Source organism: Eubacterium sp. MSJ-33 (genome assembly GCF_022174665.1).
Classification (GTDB): domain Bacteria; phylum Bacillota; class Clostridia; order Lachnospirales; family Lachnospiraceae; genus Coprococcus_C.
In genome coordinates this window covers 211637-228311 of sequence record NZ_CP076562.1, presented here as the reverse complement: position 1 = coordinate 228311, position 16675 = coordinate 211637, and the positions used below count along the sequence as shown (strand labels likewise).

Annotated in this window: 15 protein-coding genes, 1 tRNA gene and 1 other annotated feature (1 of these 17 only partly in view); all 16 genes read right to left on the bottom strand. The window is 36.3% G+C overall.

Annotated features, from left to right (window positions below):
- Positions 1–176: a binding site (T-box leader), on the bottom strand; it reaches 74 nt to the left of the window's first position.
- Between the two features lie 47 nt (positions 177–223).
- The 16 genes from KP625_RS01000 to KP625_RS00925 all read right to left on the bottom strand — a co-directional run bounded on the left by KP625_RS01000 (position 224) and on the right by KP625_RS00925 (position 16675).
- On the bottom strand, positions 224–1390 hold the full coding sequence (locus KP625_RS01000; RefSeq protein ID WP_238298769.1) for a cation diffusion facilitator family transporter: 1167 nt from the start codon (positions 1388–1390) through the stop codon (positions 224–226).
- Positions 1383–2972: an O-antigen ligase family protein gene (locus KP625_RS00995; RefSeq protein ID WP_238298768.1), complete on the bottom strand. Its 1590-nt coding sequence runs from the start codon at positions 2970–2972 to the stop codon at positions 1383–1385. The genes KP625_RS01000 and KP625_RS00995 overlap by 8 nt, the downstream gene beginning before the upstream one ends.
- Before the next feature lie 108 nt (positions 2973–3080).
- A tRNA-Leu gene (locus KP625_RS00990) sits at positions 3081–3164 on the bottom strand.
- A 116-nt stretch (positions 3165–3280) separates the two neighbouring features.
- Positions 3281–3637 carry a 50S ribosomal protein L20 gene (gene rplT / locus KP625_RS00985; protein WP_238298766.1) on the bottom strand — a complete coding sequence of 119 codons (357 nt, stop codon included), beginning with the start codon at positions 3635–3637 and terminating at the stop codon, positions 3281–3283.
- A gap of 20 nt (positions 3638–3657) precedes the next feature.
- Complete coding sequence (gene rpmI, locus KP625_RS00980) at positions 3658–3855, bottom strand: 50S ribosomal protein L35 (protein ID WP_021985194.1); 198 nt, start codon at positions 3853–3855, stop codon at positions 3658–3660.
- Between the two features lie 56 nt (positions 3856–3911).
- Positions 3912–4406, bottom strand: a complete 495-nt coding sequence (infC, locus tag KP625_RS00975) for a translation initiation factor IF-3 (protein ID WP_238298764.1) — start codon at positions 4404–4406, stop codon at positions 3912–3914.
- A 236-nt stretch (positions 4407–4642) separates the two neighbouring features.
- Positions 4643–5725, bottom strand: coding sequence for an aminopeptidase P family protein (locus tag KP625_RS00970; protein WP_238298762.1), 1083 nt, complete (start codon positions 5723–5725; stop codon positions 4643–4645).
- Positions 5726–5745: 20 nt separating this feature from the next.
- Entirely contained in the window at positions 5746–7029 is a 1284-nt protein-coding gene (locus KP625_RS00965) for a glycosyltransferase 87 family protein (protein WP_238298761.1), read from the bottom strand.
- Positions 7013–7747: a glycosyltransferase family 2 protein gene (locus tag KP625_RS00960; RefSeq protein WP_238298759.1), complete on the bottom strand. Its 735-nt coding sequence runs from the start codon at positions 7745–7747 to the stop codon at positions 7013–7015. The genes KP625_RS00965 and KP625_RS00960 overlap by 17 nt, the downstream gene beginning before the upstream one ends.
- Before the next feature lie 63 nt (positions 7748–7810).
- Positions 7811–9691, bottom strand: coding sequence for a hypothetical protein (locus tag KP625_RS00955; RefSeq protein ID WP_238298757.1), 1881 nt, complete (start codon positions 9689–9691; stop codon positions 7811–7813).
- Positions 9691–11568, bottom strand: coding sequence for a hypothetical protein (locus KP625_RS00950; protein WP_238298755.1), 1878 nt, complete (start codon positions 11566–11568; stop codon positions 9691–9693). Before KP625_RS00950 ends, KP625_RS00955 begins: the two co-directional genes overlap by 1 nt.
- A 1-nt stretch (position 11569) precedes the next feature.
- Positions 11570–12052 carry a GtrA family protein gene (locus tag KP625_RS00945; protein ID WP_238298753.1) on the bottom strand — a complete coding sequence of 161 codons (483 nt, stop codon included), beginning with the start codon at positions 12050–12052 and terminating at the stop codon, positions 11570–11572.
- Positions 12053–12070: 18 nt separating this feature from the next.
- Entirely contained in the window at positions 12071–13378 is a 1308-nt protein-coding gene (locus tag KP625_RS00940) for a hypothetical protein (RefSeq protein WP_238298751.1), read from the bottom strand.
- A gap of 767 nt (positions 13379–14145) precedes the next feature.
- Positions 14146–14517 (bottom strand): hypothetical protein, encoded by a 372-nt coding sequence (locus tag KP625_RS00935; protein WP_238298749.1) that lies wholly within the window; start codon positions 14515–14517, stop codon positions 14146–14148.
- A gap of 7 nt (positions 14518–14524) precedes the next feature.
- Positions 14525–15121 carry an SIS domain-containing protein gene (locus KP625_RS00930; protein WP_238298747.1) on the bottom strand — a complete coding sequence of 199 codons (597 nt, stop codon included), beginning with the start codon at positions 15119–15121 and terminating at the stop codon, positions 14525–14527.
- A 15-nt stretch (positions 15122–15136) separates the two neighbouring features.
- Positions 15137–16675 carry a phosphotransferase gene (locus tag KP625_RS00925; RefSeq protein ID WP_238298745.1) on the bottom strand — a complete coding sequence of 513 codons (1539 nt, stop codon included), beginning with the start codon at positions 16673–16675 and terminating at the stop codon, positions 15137–15139.

Genomic DNA, 16675 nt, shown 5'->3' with positions numbered 1-16675 from the left:
GATGTCAATACTTCAGCCACTGTAACGTGTGCCAATCCGTCTACCCCTACTTGATAAATGTTCAGGGAGAAGCTCCGAGATGTATTCATGTTTCCGACTTACCGCGCCTCTCATCAACCGGCTGCTTTCTGTGGCAGCTGCTCGCAAACACTACTTGTTCTCTTCCACGCCTTTGCTATCATTCACAATGATAAAAAAATTATATATGAATACTTTCTGTTTGTCAACAATATCCTTTGTCAAACGTGATTACCGTGTAATATGTATCCGGCATCTGTGCAAGCTTCTTCTGAATCTCCGATTTAATCTGCGCTTCTGTTTTCTCACATTCATATGGCACGAGCACATCAAAGATCAGATTCGTATGTGTTGGTCCCGATACAATCCGGAAATCATGCATCGTAAGCCCTTTATCAATCTCCCGCAGAATCTCCGACATCATATCACGGCAAACATTCGTTTTTTCATCATTATAATCAATCGGATCCATATGAATCGTCATATGCACCTGCAATTCATTATAGATATTCCGCTCTAACTCATCAATCGCATCATGAATCTCCATGATATTCTCATGACAGTCTACTTCCACATGCACACTGCCGATCAGGTTTCCGGGTCCATAGCTGTGAATAATCAGGTCATGCATCCCATGGCAGAACATATTTTCCATCACAAGTTCCCTTATCTTCTCAACCAATTTCTCATCTGCCGGCTGTCCAAGCAGCTGATCCACCGTATCCTTTACAATACCAAAACCTGAAATCATAATCATCACAGAGACAACAATTCCCATAATACCATCCACCGGGAGATCCGAAAATGCAGACATCACAAGCGCAATCACAGTTGCCAGTGTCGCAAACACGTCACTGAAGCTGTCTTTCGATGTAGCAAGCATAATCGAAGAAGAAAGTTTCATTCCAAGTTTCCGATTCATGAATCCCATTCCAACTTTCATCAATATGGAAAACACCAGAACAAAAAGGGCAACAAAGGAAAACGTCACACGCTCCGGATGCAGCACCTTCTGAAAAGAACTTCGCAATAATTCAAAACCAACCGCAAGGATTGCCGCTGCAATAATCAGAGATGTCAGGTACTCCATGCGTCCATGTCCAAACGGATGATCCCGATCTGCCGGTTTTGCTGCCATCTTATACCCAAACATTGTCACGATACAGGTTGCGCAATCCGATAAATTGTTCACACCATCCGATACGATCGATATTGAACCCACAATCAATCCGATTGCAAGTTTGCCCGCAAACAGAATGATATTACAGATAATCCCAACGATAGATGAGAAAAATCCATACCGTTTCCTCACCTCCGGCTGATCGATTGCATCTGCATCTTTTATGAACTTATGAACCAGAAATTCAAGCACGTTTTTCTAACTCCTTTATCCTTCTGCAATAATTCACTGTTCCAACTCCCATCGCCATAAATACAAAGAAAAACGGAGTTGTGATCGGCTGATTCAGATTAATGATACTCTGGGCAAAGTAACCAACCGTTGCTGCCAGACATACACAGATCCATGCATCCTCTTCTGCATGCTTAAACATGTAGACAATACCGGAACCCACAAACGCGAGATAAGACAATAATCCTACAATGCCCGTTGTAAACAGATACTGCAATAATTCATTATGCGCATTATCATAGACTTTACCGGTTACCTGTACCATTTCATTGTAACATGCCTCCCGCAATGTGACACGGACCGATTCATTTCCATATCCGAACAATTTATTCACAAACGGTGCATCACCATATACTTCCACTATTTTACGCCAGATATAGCCACGATAACTACCCCATTTGTCATTAAATGTCAACAGAGAAGAACCGGATACCACAAGGACTATAATTGCAGCCATACCGAGTGCAACACACACACCACAGGCAATCAATACAATCTTCTTTTTATTCCATGCCGCAACCTTACTGCCAAACTTCCAATTACAGATACACACAGCCACGCACACGAATAATGCAATACCACAAAACACAAATGCAATATCCAGCCGATTCAGGGCTATCGCAAGCCCGCCCCGCTTTTTATCATATCGTGTATGTGCATATTTATTGATAAACCCAAGCACCAGATTTCCAAGGAATAATAAAAAGACTGCAAATGTGCAATACCGCAGTTTTCCCTGTAAAAATGAAAGAATCACCAATACAACAATTCCTGCAAATATTCCTAAAAATACACTATCGCTGTTTGAGATTAAGATATTACACCCCGCCGCAACCAGCAATATTCCAGACAGCACACGGTAAACCCAATGTTTACAAAATATAAACACGGCCAGCAACACCGGAATCGCTATGGACAGAAAGCTTGCATACATATTGATATTTCCAAACGTAGAAATAAACTTTGTATACTGCTTTTCCGCTATCCGATCTCGCAGGTTCAAAAAGTCATGTTCCATATGCTGGCCGATTGCCACCGCATACGCAAATGCATTTGCCGCCGCAAAGAACAAAAAGACGATCATCTGCGGGCGGAACCGCTGTGCTAATACAACAAACATCACAACAATCACAAGATAGGTACAAAGCCCCATTCTTCTACCCTGCAATCCATAAAAAGCATCCTTCTTATTATCCGCGCAGATCCACGCAAAAAAGTTCGCCATCAGGAAGATAATCGCATAAAATTCCGGTCTCACAAACCGCTTCTTCCCTATATCTGTCACCAGCAAAGACTCATACCGGTAGTAATTTTTCAAGTTGGCTTCCACCACATAGCCAATTAATGCAAGCGCTAAGTAAATGCCGACCGAATACATAAAGAAATGATACTTTGTAACAGTTATATTAAAATACTGATCATCATAGATCAGCGGGTAAATACCTAACACCAACAATGAAAATACATATGCTGCAACATCCATCACACGAACGCCTCTGCAATAATCTATATTATCTGACTTCTTTGACTTTGATTTTGCCATGACTTTTATCTCCTTGTCATAAACCACTTGATTCCCTTTTTGATTACTTTTTGGATTTGATTGAAATTCAGATGCTTCGAAACCGCTTATTTTCTACAAATAAAAAAATGCGGGAGATGGGACTTGAACCCACACGACGTTGCCATCACTAGATCCTTAGTCTAGCCTGTCTGCCAATTCCAGCACTCCCGCATGTTCTTGCGTTTCGCTCACGCTCAACGCAAGTAGTATATTATCATCTTCGTTGTTACTTGTCAACAACTTTTTTGACTTTTTGTAAATTTCTGCAAAATATTGCGAAATACATCCTAAGCAAGCTTGCTCTTAGCAACCTCAACAACCTTTGTGAAACCTTCCGGATCGCTGATAGCCATCTCTGAAAGCATCTTTCTGTTCAGATCTACACCTGCGAGTTTAAGTCCATGCATAAGCTTGCTGTATGAAAGTCCATTCATTCTGGCTGCTGCATTGATACGAGCGATCCAAAGCTGTCTGAACTGTCTCTTTCTCTGCTTTCTACCAGCATAAGAAGATGTCAAAGCTCTCATAACTGACTGCTTTGCTACTCTGTACTGCTTTGATCTTGCTCCCTTGTATCCTTTAGCGAGCTTTAATGTTCTATTATGTCTCTTCTTAGCGCCAACGCCGCCTTTAATTCTTGCCATTGTTCATTCCTCCTAATATCCTATAAATATGGTAAAATCTTCTTCATAACTTTGCTGTTTGTAGAATCAGTCATAGTTGCTTTTCTAAGATTTCTCTTTCTCTTTGTAGTCTTCTTAGTAAGAATGTGGCTCTTGTAAGCCTTATTTCTCTTAAGCTCACCTGTTCCTGTCTTCTTAAAACGCTTTGCAGCTGCTCTTTTTGTCTTTAACTTTGGCATTTCTTTTCCTCCTTAAAAATCATGCATATGCATGGTAATTTCTTATTTATATGAATTTAACGTTTTTCAGCTAAAAACATGATCATACTTCTGCCTTCAAACTTTGCAGGCTTATCTACAACGGCAACATCTGAAAGCATCTCGGCAAAGGAATCCAGGATTGCTTTACCATTATCTGTATGTGCAAGCTCTCTACCACGGAAACGAAGCGTAACTTTTACCTTATCTCCCTTGGTCAGGAATTTTCTTGCCATGTTTGCCTTTGTATTCAAGTCGTTATCATCAATATTAGGTGACAAACGAACTTCCTTTATATCAATGATTCTCTGTTTCTTCTTTGCTTCCTTCTCACGACGTGTCTGCTCATAACGGAACTTACCATAGTCCATAATCTTGCAAACCGGTGGTTTTGCAGTTGGTGCAATCTTAATCAAATCAACACCCTGCTCATCTGCAAGCTTCTGAGCTTCCTTGGAAGACATAATACCAAGCTGCTCCCCTGTCTCGCTTACAACACGCACCTCTTTGTCACGAATCTGCTCGTTAATCATTAAATCGCTAATAATATACACCTCCTACAATCGGGTAATAAAAAAGTGGATAGACAAACTATCCACACATGATTATAATAAGAAATCTATATGACCCGCATCCTGTGATGCATACTCTTACTATAGTTACCCGAGTCGCCCTTGCGCTAAGGTGAGAGTGGATACTCTGCTTTCATCAACATACCTGCATACTATAGCATGCAGGTATGGAGTTGTCAATACTTTTTTCAAAATAATTATACACAAATCAATTCCTTCGGTGACGACGCCAGATTCCGATATCCATCCTCCGTGACTGCAATCATATCCTCGATACGTACGCCAAACCTTCCCGGCAGATAGATTCCCGGCTCCACTGTAATCACAACACCCGGCTTTAACACAGCATCACATTTCATAGAAAAACGTGGCTCCTCATGAATGAACAAACCAACACTATGTCCAAGCCCATGTCCGAAATAATCACCATATCCTGCCTCTGTAATGATATCACGGGCACATTTATCAACATCCGAACAAACCATTCCCGGTTTTACTACAGCTAACGCTGCCAGTTGTGCCCGAAGTACCGTATCATATACTTTTTGCTGCTCAGAATCTACTTTCTCACCAATATGTATCGTTCTTGTCATATCCGAACAATATCCCTGATACATACACCCAAAATCCATCGTCAGGAAATCGCCTTCCTCCAGGATCTTTGGCTGTGGCATAGCATGTGGCAGACTGCTGTTTTTTCCACTTGCCGCAATCGTGTCAAAACTTGTACCTTCCGCCCCGCGCATCCGCATCTCATATTCAAGCTGCAATGCCACGCGCTGCTCCGTAAGCCCATCCTTCCAGTTCTCACGGATAAACTTCACAATCTCTGTAAATGCCTCATCCCCGATTCGCTCCGCCCGCGCAAGCTTCGCAATCTCATCTTCTGTCTTCACTTCACGGTACGCATTGACCGTATCCTCAAGTGGCACAAACTCCACACGCACTTCCGGCAATTCTTTCGCAAAGGTATCAACAAACGCCTGATACTGCATATACGAAATCTCTTTGTTCTCAAATCCGACACGCAAAGTTCCATCTGCAGCAGTGACTTTCTTCAACATCCCTGCCACTGTTTTAGAATATCCTTCCCGTCCGATATCCACACATGTAAATTCCGGTGCTTCAAGCTCCACCTGCTCTGTATAACGGCTGTCGGTCAGGATATACTGTTCCCTGCCAAATGCAGTCAGCACGCCTGTATGTCCACGATAACCAGACAGATGATGAATGTTGTAACCATCTGTGAGAATCAATGCCTGTAGATTTTTGTTATTCATAAGTTGTGTGAGTTGATTGTTCATTTTACAACATCCTCCTGGTTTTGTTCTATTCTACCTTTGTTATACTCTCCTAAGAATCCCTTCAATTCTTTTATAGAAAAATACAAAGCAACTATACTTAATACAGGAATTGCAAAATTGTAATCAAGTATTTCTGATATCCAACACCGGTACATGAAATAAACCATTATGAGACATCCAGTAATAATATAATCTGTACTTTTTACATTATCTACACTTTCTGTATGTCTGAAAAACAAAACTGTAAAAGGGATTAAATACAATAAACAATATTGTCCTGAAACAGAAGGATATATCAGCAACACCACAACAACATTCAAAACTTTTTTCCACTTTTCCTTTATTACAGATCCACCTAATAACAAGACTATACAAATAATATTTTTAATAAGTTCAATTGAAATTCTTATTTCGCCCTTAATATACCATCCACCACCAAATATCATTTTCCCATATTTATTTATACTTTCTATTAAACCTGTGCCTGATGATACATATGAATAATGAGCCACATGCGCTTGCACATTTTTTAACATTTGTGACAAATTGTGAATTCCGCCCTGCAAAAAGAAAAATGGAACCACAAAAAATAAAATGCCATAAATCAATGTTCGCATTGCAGCTTTCCAATCTTTTTTATATATTAACAATATTCCAAGCAACGCCGGCGTTAATTTAATAGCTGCTGCTATAGCCAAACATAGTATCGCAATTTCCTTTTTTAATTTATCAGCACTATCATAATAATATATAAACACACATATAGCTACGACTGCAATTATTAAAATATTACCTCTTTCTATTGTATATAACATTGGTCTTGATAATAAAATTGCTACACATGCTAGTATTGCTCCCTTATTTCCATCATTAAATTGTCTGGAATTTACAATATATATCAATAATACTGACATATATATCGCGATGGTAAAAATCATTGTCCATAAAGGTTGATAATAGTAGTCCAAATATCCATTACTCGGTGCCTTAGATGCATGCGCCAATAAATAAAATAAGTCATATGCCAATGGAGGATATGCTGCATTTTCTAATCCAATTGAATCGTCTAAATAAGGGTTCCTTATACTTGCTAAACCCGTTGTATTCGTTCCATCAGCCCAAAAGTCTTTCATTTCTAAAAAAAACAATGATCTTTGCATTCCTTCGGGAGAAATAATGATTGCACATATCCATACCAAAAAAGAACAAATGATAATAATTCCAAAGAGCAATAACAACTGATTTTGACTAGGTTTATCTAATTTAGTTTTTTTTGTCATCTTTTTTTCTCATTTCTTTTTTAAATTTTGAAAAATCACCTAATGATTTCCAACCTATCTTAATTATTTTATTTATGTTAATTGAATTTTTCCCTGCATTTCTTGGTCTGAATGATATTGTTTTAAAGATCAATTTTTCATGATAATAGCTAAAAAATACAACTAACATGATATTGGGAAGATTATAATCTGACGGCATTTTATCTATATATTTTTTTACTATATTGGTTTTCATTAATCGGAATGGTGCGTTTGCATCTGGAACATTAACATTAAAATATATTTTTAAAAGCAGGCAAACAACCTTCTCCACAAATGCCCTATAGCGTCCATCTCCACGAATAGTCCTATTACCAAATATTCCATCATAATTATTTCTAAGTTTCCAAAATGCGTCAAACTCATCTGGATTTGTCTGCCCATCAGAATCTGTCTGAAAAATATAGTCTATATCATTATTTATTGCATATTTATATAAGTCCAAGATTTTAGGTCCATGAAATTTTTTATCATTCTGTAATACTTCTAGTTTTGAATAGCCATTTGACTTCATAAATTGAAGTATTTCATGCGTTTTATCCGTACTTCCATAATCAGCAATTACCAAACGAGAATCTTCTGTTTTGTTATCAAGAACCTTATACCATGTTCTCACTGTTTCCTCAATATTTTCTTCCTCATTATACGCTGGCATTACAATATATAACGAATCCTTCATATTTTATACATGATAAGATAATCTACCTATCATCTTTCCTTTCGTATATTTTTCTTCATTCTGTTACTTATATAACCCTACCATAGATTTAAATGAATCTCCTTGTATCATCCACTTAAATATCTCATAGTTATTATCATATTGATTCAAATTCCTTGGTTTCCACTCATCCGTTACATCATTTTCATACACAACAATAAAAGCATCATGAAAGAATTTATCCTTATCTTCGGTTTTAAAAGAAAGCATATTATACAAATCTTTATATGTATTCTCATCCCCATCTATGACACCTTGTACCAACTCTATGTATGAATCTATATCTAAATTAGTTCCACATGCATCAAGAAATCTGTCCATCCACACATACAACGCCACAGAATATTGAGTCTTATATTGAATCTTCGAATTTCTACTATAGTTAATATAGCAAATTTTGTTTTCTGTCTTTTTAGACAGTTTCTGTTTTACATCTAATAATTCTGGATCCTGTTCTGATTCTAATATATTATATAACTTTTCTCTATTCTCCTCTGTATTAAATATCATTATTTTTCGAACATCACCCGTTTCACTGTCTGCATAAATTGCTATCGTATCTAAATCGTATCCTCCATGCCATAGATGACTTGCTCTTGTATTGAATGTAGAATCACACCAACTATAATATAAAGCCGGTGTATGATCTAAGATAAATCTTGAGGTATTATTAAAAGCAAGTTGATCATACACTCCCCCATTTATCCCATCCATAAATATATAGCTGGCACAACAAAATACAATCATCAAAAATGATTTTTTTCTATCATCTCCGAATATTTTAAAAATAAAATCACATACAGTAAATACAATTCCCGGATATATCCATAACACATATCTTGCACAGACATACATACCACAATTAATATGGTCCATAAAGGAAAACAAAAAAATAGTAAGGAATACTGACGCCCATCGAAAAACCATAAATTTTTCTTTTTTTACTATGGAATAAACGATTCCAGCAAAAAACAAAATAAGCATAACTACAGAAATTGACGGTACTCCTAAGTTCCAGTCAAATATATATGCAAGAAAACGTTTCCAAACAGTATCTCCTGACGCCGGCAATAACATTCCCATTTTGGGCATATTGGGCATTGTAGGATTCAATGTATGTAATGTAACCATGTTAAAAATAAACGGAATTATAAATGGCACATAACATAAACATAACAAGAACATATTTTTTAATTCCTGTTTCTGTTTTATGAATAATTTATTATCTTTCATCCTACTATAAATATATTCAAAAAACATTATAAATCCAATTCCCAAAAAAGTAGGATTTGTCATACTTGTTATGCTTATAATAAGTGCAGCCGTTTTATATTGTTTCTTTTCCCACAATATATATGCGACAATTGCCATCGAAAACATAATTGGTTCGGCCCCAATATATTGAATATAGTATAAAATAGGGCAGCAACATAATAAGATTGCACAAATCAATCCTTCATTTTTGTTTTTTCTGTAATTTCTTATTACAAAATATAATGAAAAAATTAAAAATACCGCATTTGTTAAAGTAAATGCCTGCTGTTGATTCAATCTAAAAAAAGTCAGAATCAGTTTCACCGGAAGACATACTATCGCATAAACAGGGAAATAAAAGGACACCCAATGATTATCATCTATTTTTCTTAATCTGCTAAGACGAAGAGTATCATAATTATTTACACCAAAATACAAATCCGGGAAATCAATTTTCGCCTGATCTATATCCTGCTGTTGCATAATGATGCTTCCTCTATGTTGTATTGAAACAATGGGTAATACATAGCTATCTATTTCCATATAATTCGGATTACGCATAGCTGTAGTCAGCAACGCCCAAATTCCAATACAAATCATAAAGACACGAACAGCATTCCTTTTTATAAAAGTCGGTACAGTTTTAATCACTACTCTTCTCCTGTATAAAACCCAAATTGCGCTCTAAAAGAATCACTATCCAACAATGCTTTCATCATTTCATAATTATTCATATCACTTTTCAACCATCTATCTTCTAAAATATCTAATTGATCATTACTATACGCCGCTATAAATAATTTATGAACAAAATCTTCCCTGCTATCATCCTTGAAAGAAATCATTTCGTAAATTTGTTTATACATACTCTCATCTCTTGCTATGTATCCGTTAACTATATCAACAAAAGTATCTGTATCTGTTTTAATATCACATTCGTAAAAAAAGTTTTCCATCCAATCGTACAATTTTGTTGTAAACTTTAGAGTGTATTGTATTTCTGAATTTCTTCCAATATTAACATAACATAACTCATTTGATTTTTTCTTGTCCAATTCCTGCTTTAAATAATCAAAATTATTATCCTGCTTTGAAACCAATATATTGAAAAGTTTTTTTCTGGTTTCAGCAGAATTATACACCAGAATTTTTCTAACTTCTTCTGTTTCACTATCTGTATAAATAGATATTGTATCTAGCTTATATCCCCCATCGTAACGATGATTCGCTCTCGTATTAAATGTAGAATCACAGCAATTCACATATGCCGACGGATTATGATTTAATATAAACTTAGATATATTATTAAAATCGGCAAAATCATAATTTCCGTTTATCCCATAAAAGAAAATATAGCTGGCACAACAAAATACAATTGATAATTTTGATATTCTTCGGTCTTTCTTACAAACATCAAATAAAAAATCACATATTGTAAACACAACTCCCGGATATATCCAAAGCACATATCTTGCACACATATACATTCCACAATTAATATGCGGCATAAACGAGAATGCAAACATTGTGAAAAGAACCGATATCCAGCTAAAAATCATAATTGTTTTTTTCTTGACTATCGAATACACAATAGCGGCAAAAAACAATATTAATATCAGTACCGAAATGGATGCAATCCCTAAATTCAAATCAAATATATACGCTAAAAATCGTCTCCATACCGGATCAAAACAGCCATCAAACATCTCCTGTACTGTTGGATTCAACATACCGATTGTTACAAGGTTAAACGCAAATGGCATCAACGATGGTATATAACAGGCGCATACCTTAAGTGTCTCCTTCCACCAGCTTTTGTTCTTACAAAAATGGCGTTCCCGTCTGTAAGACGAAAACAGGTATTCCAAAAACATCACAATACCGATTCCCATAAAGGCAGGATTTGTCATACTGGTAATACTAATAATCAGTGCAGCCGTCTTATATTTTTTCTTTCGCCATAGTAAATAGGCAAAAATAGCTGACGAAAACATAACCGGTTCTGCTCCTATATACTGTATATAATACCAGATTGGGCTGCAGAGCATCATAATTGCACAAAGCAATCCCTCATGTTCATTTTCTCTGTAATTTTTTATCAAATAATACAATGCAATCAACAACACAATTGCATTTGTCATAGTAAATGCCTGCTGCTGATTGAGATAAAACAGATTCAATAACAGCTTTACAGGTAGGCAAACCATGGCATATACAGGGAAATAAAAAGAAATCCAATGATCATTGTCTATTTTATTTAATTTGCTTAATCGTAAATCATCATAGTTATTTATACCAAAATACAAATCCGGAAAATCTATTTTTGCCTGATCTATATCCTGTTGCTCTATAATTATACTTCCTCTATGCTGAAGTGACACAATCGGCAATACATAACTATCAATTTCAAAATAATATGGATTTTTCATTGTTGTTGTTAGAATTGACCACACGCCAAATACAATCATAAAAATCCGAACTGAATTTCTTTTTAATTTTGAAGCAATTTTCCCCAAATTTAACTGCACTTTATTTATCCTCCTGCCTATACGCCCAAAATTTATTGATACAGAAATTAATTGGAATCGTAAATATCATATTTAAAAACGGAGCTATTGATACTGCCAGATCCTTGGCTGTCATATGAATACCCTTATTTGAAATCCAAACAGACGCGAATTCCAAAAATCTGGAAATATCTATCACATTAATCCACAAAAGCAACAATATTTCCGTTAAAAAAAGACCGGTAAAAGCATAAGATGCATACGTTTTCAACAAAACCTGCCACCATACCCGATGTTCTGCATCTTCCCGTTCTTTAAACACAAATCGACTTTGCATCACATATGCAAACAATACACTAATCACAAAACCCATTACATTACATACATGCACATTTGCATGAATCAGATAGTAGCATACGGAATATACTGTATAAGAAACAATGGTATTTCCTACCCCAACCAAACCAAATTTTATAAATTGTGAAAATGTTTTCTTTTTTTTCATCCTTTGTCCTCTCCGCTATCAATACACACTAAATCCCATATCCTGATAACATCCAAGCATGATTGCAATACATAACATCCATGTTTCCAGCTTATTTTCATCGATATTGGAATACCATGATTTTTCATTTTTCTGAACAATCGTAAGCACCAATATCCCCATAAATAACATAAACAACAGATTCGTCGTCCATCTGAAATAATCCGTTTCCAAAATATAACATGGCAGCACAGCCAACACTGACAACATCATAATTGCATAGGCCATTTTTCTGCTTTTTTGTGTCTCTTTTTTTATTGAAACTACATATGCGTATACATATAACACGATTAGCGGACTGCTATAAAGCAGACTAATTATCATATCTGCAACCATACTGCCGGATATATCATTCCGAAACTTATTTAAATGTGTTGACAGATCTTTAAAGATGACATCCTGCCAAAGTGTCATATTATCAATTGTCTTTCCACCTGACCGCTCACGCAAAATCTGTATTGCTGTATCTAAATTAATTTTCAGTTTTTGTGACGAATAAAACTGTATATATAGGAATAATCCAAATACAATTATTGTTGTTATCCAAAAAATCACCTGTATATAACGTTTTTTATTCTGATCTCCCAAGAATCCCTGATAAAGCATCACCGAAAATATCATAGGAAAGAATAAAAAGACGAATATCTGATGATTCAACATTCCTATACACGCAAACACCGGTACCAAAAATACAAATTTTTTTCTTATGAGTAACAAAATACATACAACACCCAGAAGCAAATTATATACATCCACCGATTGAAAAATCAATCGATCCATATAACCACCAATTGCCGGTGTTATAGCAATCAGCAATAATATAGCCTGAACAATTTTCTTATTATTTTCTGAAACGTTTCTGCCTATATTGTATAAAACAACCACAACAAGCAGAAGTGCACCAGCATACGCAATATCTGCAATAACATTCATCGTTGACACAGAAATGTAATATCCAAAAATATTATAAATTATAGTTCCTATAAGTCCCCTCTGTACAAACCCATAATGATTATAATCCACATAATAATGTGTAATTGCATATTGGTTATACCATATCGGATTTAACAGATGCAAATCAGCAAAATGTCTGACCCATACCAGGCACAATGCAATCAGAATAAACCATTGTTTATCACACTTGTAATCGTGAATCGTCTTATTCCATTTGATTCTGTCTATATATGCAATGCCCAATGCCAAAAACAACATGACTCCATACATGTATCCGCTCTCTGTAAAACGTACAAGCACCAATACTATAAATATCCCAGCAAATTGTATCATGTTTGTATATTGTGATTTGTCCTGTTTCCGGAAGATAAGATAAGTGCACAGATACGCCAGAATAAACAAACAAAAATAAGGAATCATATAATGCAGCAACGGACTCTCTGCAAAAAATAAATCCCTGACATCCTCTTTCATAACAAATATCTTTGCAACACCTATTATAATCTGTACGTAAAGACAACCTCTCCAAAAAAGATAATTTACTTTTTCTCTTTTCTCAAGAAATGAATACAGAAGAAACAATGGAAGAAACATCATACATACATAACGAGAATCCACTGCCTGACCAACGATGCTCAAAATAAACACAATCCATTTCATTCGTGCTGTATTTATCAACACAAAAACAGAAACAGAAAAAAAAGTGAACATAATCAACAATTGAACACTATAAGTATATGGTCTGTATATCATTGAAAAAAATAAGATTACTGCACTCAGAAAAGCAATACATGTCAGAATCCGAATATTTTGTTTTTTTATTTTCTGTAACGTAAAAGTTGTTAAAAATGCGATCAAAGTCAAACAACAGATACTGATTACAATCTCTGCAACAGATGGAGTTTCTACAACAGCCGTCAATCCAAAACACGCCAGAAATTCTATCCAGAAAAGCACGCCCACCCATGGTGAACCAAAAAAAGCTCGTAGCTTATCTATATATTTTCCTATTTTGTCGTTTGATAAAATTGTCTTAACTTTTCTTATTAAATAACTTATACTTTCTTGTACTCTTTGCATTTTTCTAACCTTATAACAGTTTAAAGACTTCTGATTATTTCCGGCATTTCAAACTGATTCCGTTTCAAATTGATACTGACCGCCATATCAATCCCGGATGGTTTTCTATCATTCACAACAATACGTTCCCCCATTGGCATATCAAACATGATTTCATCATATCTAATATGATTTTCCTGCAGGAATCGCACTGTTTCTTTCCTGTACTCCTCAGTTCTGGAGGTGAAAATAATAACTTTATCTTCATCCGGGATTGTATCAAAATACTCTCTTACTCCTTCTAACAGCGTATCCTTTCCATCCGTCTTATATCCATTGTGTATGCATATCGTTCCATCCAGATCAAAAATCCATGTTTTCGCAAGTGTCGACAGCGTTAATGCCTTCTTCATAACCTTCTCATTCCTGTTCTTTTCTGTAATTTAACTGCATTCCAATCGCACCACCGGGATGATTCCGCTTAAAATCTTCCAAAGTAAGACCAAGTATAGATGCAATCTTCATCGCCAAGCCCTGCAGTACAATTAAATTAATCGTTGTGGAATTATTCGGCATAATGTTCCACATATCCCCCTCATGTATCAAATCCAAGACAACACTGTTCGGAATTTCCTTTGTCAATGTACTCTCCTTTGAAAAAGTGAGCAGCCACATATTAATCTTCCGCTCCTGCAACAGACGTTCCAAATAGATAGACTCTGCGGTTTCTCCACTCTTTGTCAGGATAATAACCATATCGCCATCTTTTACAACTCCCATATCGCCATGAACTGCAGAATTCGTATTCAGAAAATATGCCTCTAACCCTAATGACTGCATGGAACCAACAAACTTTTCGCATACAGGAACATTTTTTCCAAGTCCGGAAACTATAATTTTATGCCCTTTTTTTAAAACTTCCACACCTTCCGCTACCCATCGTTCAAATAGCTTCATATCCATCGAATGAATCGAATGTTCAAATTCCTTTAGTTGTCTCTCAAAATACGTTGTCATCTTTACCGCCCCTGTCTACAATACATCTTCCAGATATAACAATCCATTATAAAAAGCTCCACACACAGAATCATAATCCTGCCACGCATACGTTGTCAGTGATAGCCAGATAACCGCATGCAGCAGTTTAATCTCATTCGGATCACACCCTGTAAGGGCGAAAAAATCAGATTCCATATCTTCCCACTGATTGGATTGTATCTCTAACTTCACTCCATCATCTGCACTTTGTCCTACAGATAAATGGAATCTCTTCAAATTAAATTGATCATAATTTCCCACAACCGAATAATACAGCTTTGCCCAATCGTAGCGTACATCACCATACAACTGCGTAAAGCCAAAATACCCTCTCGGATCAATCAATACAGGGGCACCATTTTTACGGATCATCATATTAGAGAATGTACAATCTCCATGTATAAACGAGAACTCACTGCAATTATCCACAAACTTCTGTAGTTTTTGCTCTAATTCCCGCTTATGATAATATACATTTCTGCATAACTTTCCGTTTATCCTGATTTCCCGTTCTCTAGCAAATGGAATCAAATCCTGTATTTTTGACAGGCGATCCATAGTTTTATTATAGTATGTCTCATGTATACTGAACGAATCTGCCGGAACATGTTCTGCCTGATGCAGCTTCTTCAGCGATAAAATCAACTGCTCCAATATACGGTGTTTTTGCTCATACGAAAAATTCAGTTCATATATATTGTTACCATCGATATACTCCATCTCCAATGGGTTTGTCTTATAAATCTCCGGCAGCACCGGTATCGCCAGTTTTTTTGCCTTGTCATACCATGCACATTCTCTTTTCGCAAGCGACTCTCCCTGTGCATCAACTGCTTCCTTAACCAGAATCTTACGATTATTCTCTGAATCTTCCCGAACCGTAATCTTATTGAACGGTCTGCATTTTTGCTGTTCCAGTTTCTCGTACTCTGCCAGAATGCCAAACTCTCTGGTTCCACCGATTCCAACTGTATGATACGTCTTCTTCTGTTCCTTCAAAAAACGTACAAATTCTCCACTTGCAGGAACTTCACCCAGTTTTTCCTTTGCTGTAAACAAAAACAATCCGGCAACACCATATTTTTCCGAGCGTTCTTCCTGAAACTCCCGGTCTTCATACTTCCAACGGCAAGGAAATGTCTCAGACAATCCAACATAGTCGTACTTCGCAATCTGTCCTTCCCGATAATCCGCAGGCAGCTCAAATGTCTTCGGCAATATCAGATCCGACCATATAAACATAAACGGCTGTCCGTCCGGAATCAACCGAAGTGCTGCAGAGAGCCCCGAACATGTTCCATTCCCTTCGGCTTCTACAACCTGATATTTCACATCAGCGAAAACAGAAAGATATTCTCTCAATACATCCTTCTTATAATCTGCTATTATAATAAACCTCTTATCCGGATATTTTCTGAATAAATGAAAAAGCATAGGCAGATTTTCAACCGGTACCAATGCTTTCGGTTTATTCTCTGTCAGATGCCCAAGTCTGGTTCCTTTTCCACCCGCCTGAACAATTATATACTCCAC

Excerpts from the sequence above, each read along its gene's own strand:
- KP625_RS00965 (WP_238298761.1), bottom strand. The coding sequence starts at position 7,029 with ATGACAAAAAAAACTAAATTAGATAAACCTAGTCAAAATCAGTTGTTA.
- KP625_RS00970 (WP_238298762.1), bottom strand. The coding sequence starts at position 5,725 with ATGAATAACAAAAATCTACAGGCATTGATTCTCACAGATGGTTACAAC.
- KP625_RS00995 (WP_238298768.1), bottom strand. The coding sequence starts at position 2,972 with ATGGCAAAATCAAAGTCAAAGAAGTCAGATAATATAGATTATTGCAGA.
- KP625_RS00935 (WP_238298749.1), bottom strand. The coding sequence starts at position 14,517 with ATGAAGAAGGCATTAACGCTGTCGACACTTGCGAAAACATGGATTTTT.
- KP625_RS00930 (WP_238298747.1), bottom strand. The coding sequence starts at position 15,121 with ATGACAACGTATTTTGAGAGACAACTAAAGGAATTTGAACATTCGATT.
- KP625_RS00940 (WP_238298751.1), bottom strand. The coding sequence starts at position 13,378 with ATGATACAATTTGCTGGGATATTTATAGTATTGGTGCTTGTACGTTTT.
- rplT (WP_238298766.1), bottom strand. The coding sequence starts at position 3,637 with ATGGCAAGAATTAAAGGCGGCGTTGGCGCTAAGAAGAGACATAATAGA.
- KP625_RS00945 (WP_238298753.1), bottom strand. The coding sequence starts at position 12,052 with ATGAAAAAAAAGAAAACATTTTCACAATTTATAAAATTTGGTTTGGTT.
- rpmI (WP_021985194.1), bottom strand. The coding sequence starts at position 3,855 with ATGCCAAAGTTAAAGACAAAAAGAGCAGCTGCAAAGCGTTTTAAGAAG.
- KP625_RS00960 (WP_238298759.1), bottom strand. The coding sequence starts at position 7,747 with ATGAAGGATTCGTTATATATTGTAATGCCAGCGTATAATGAGGAAGAA.
- infC (WP_238298764.1), bottom strand. The coding sequence starts at position 4,406 with ATGATTAACGAGCAGATTCGTGACAAAGAGGTGCGTGTTGTAAGCGAG.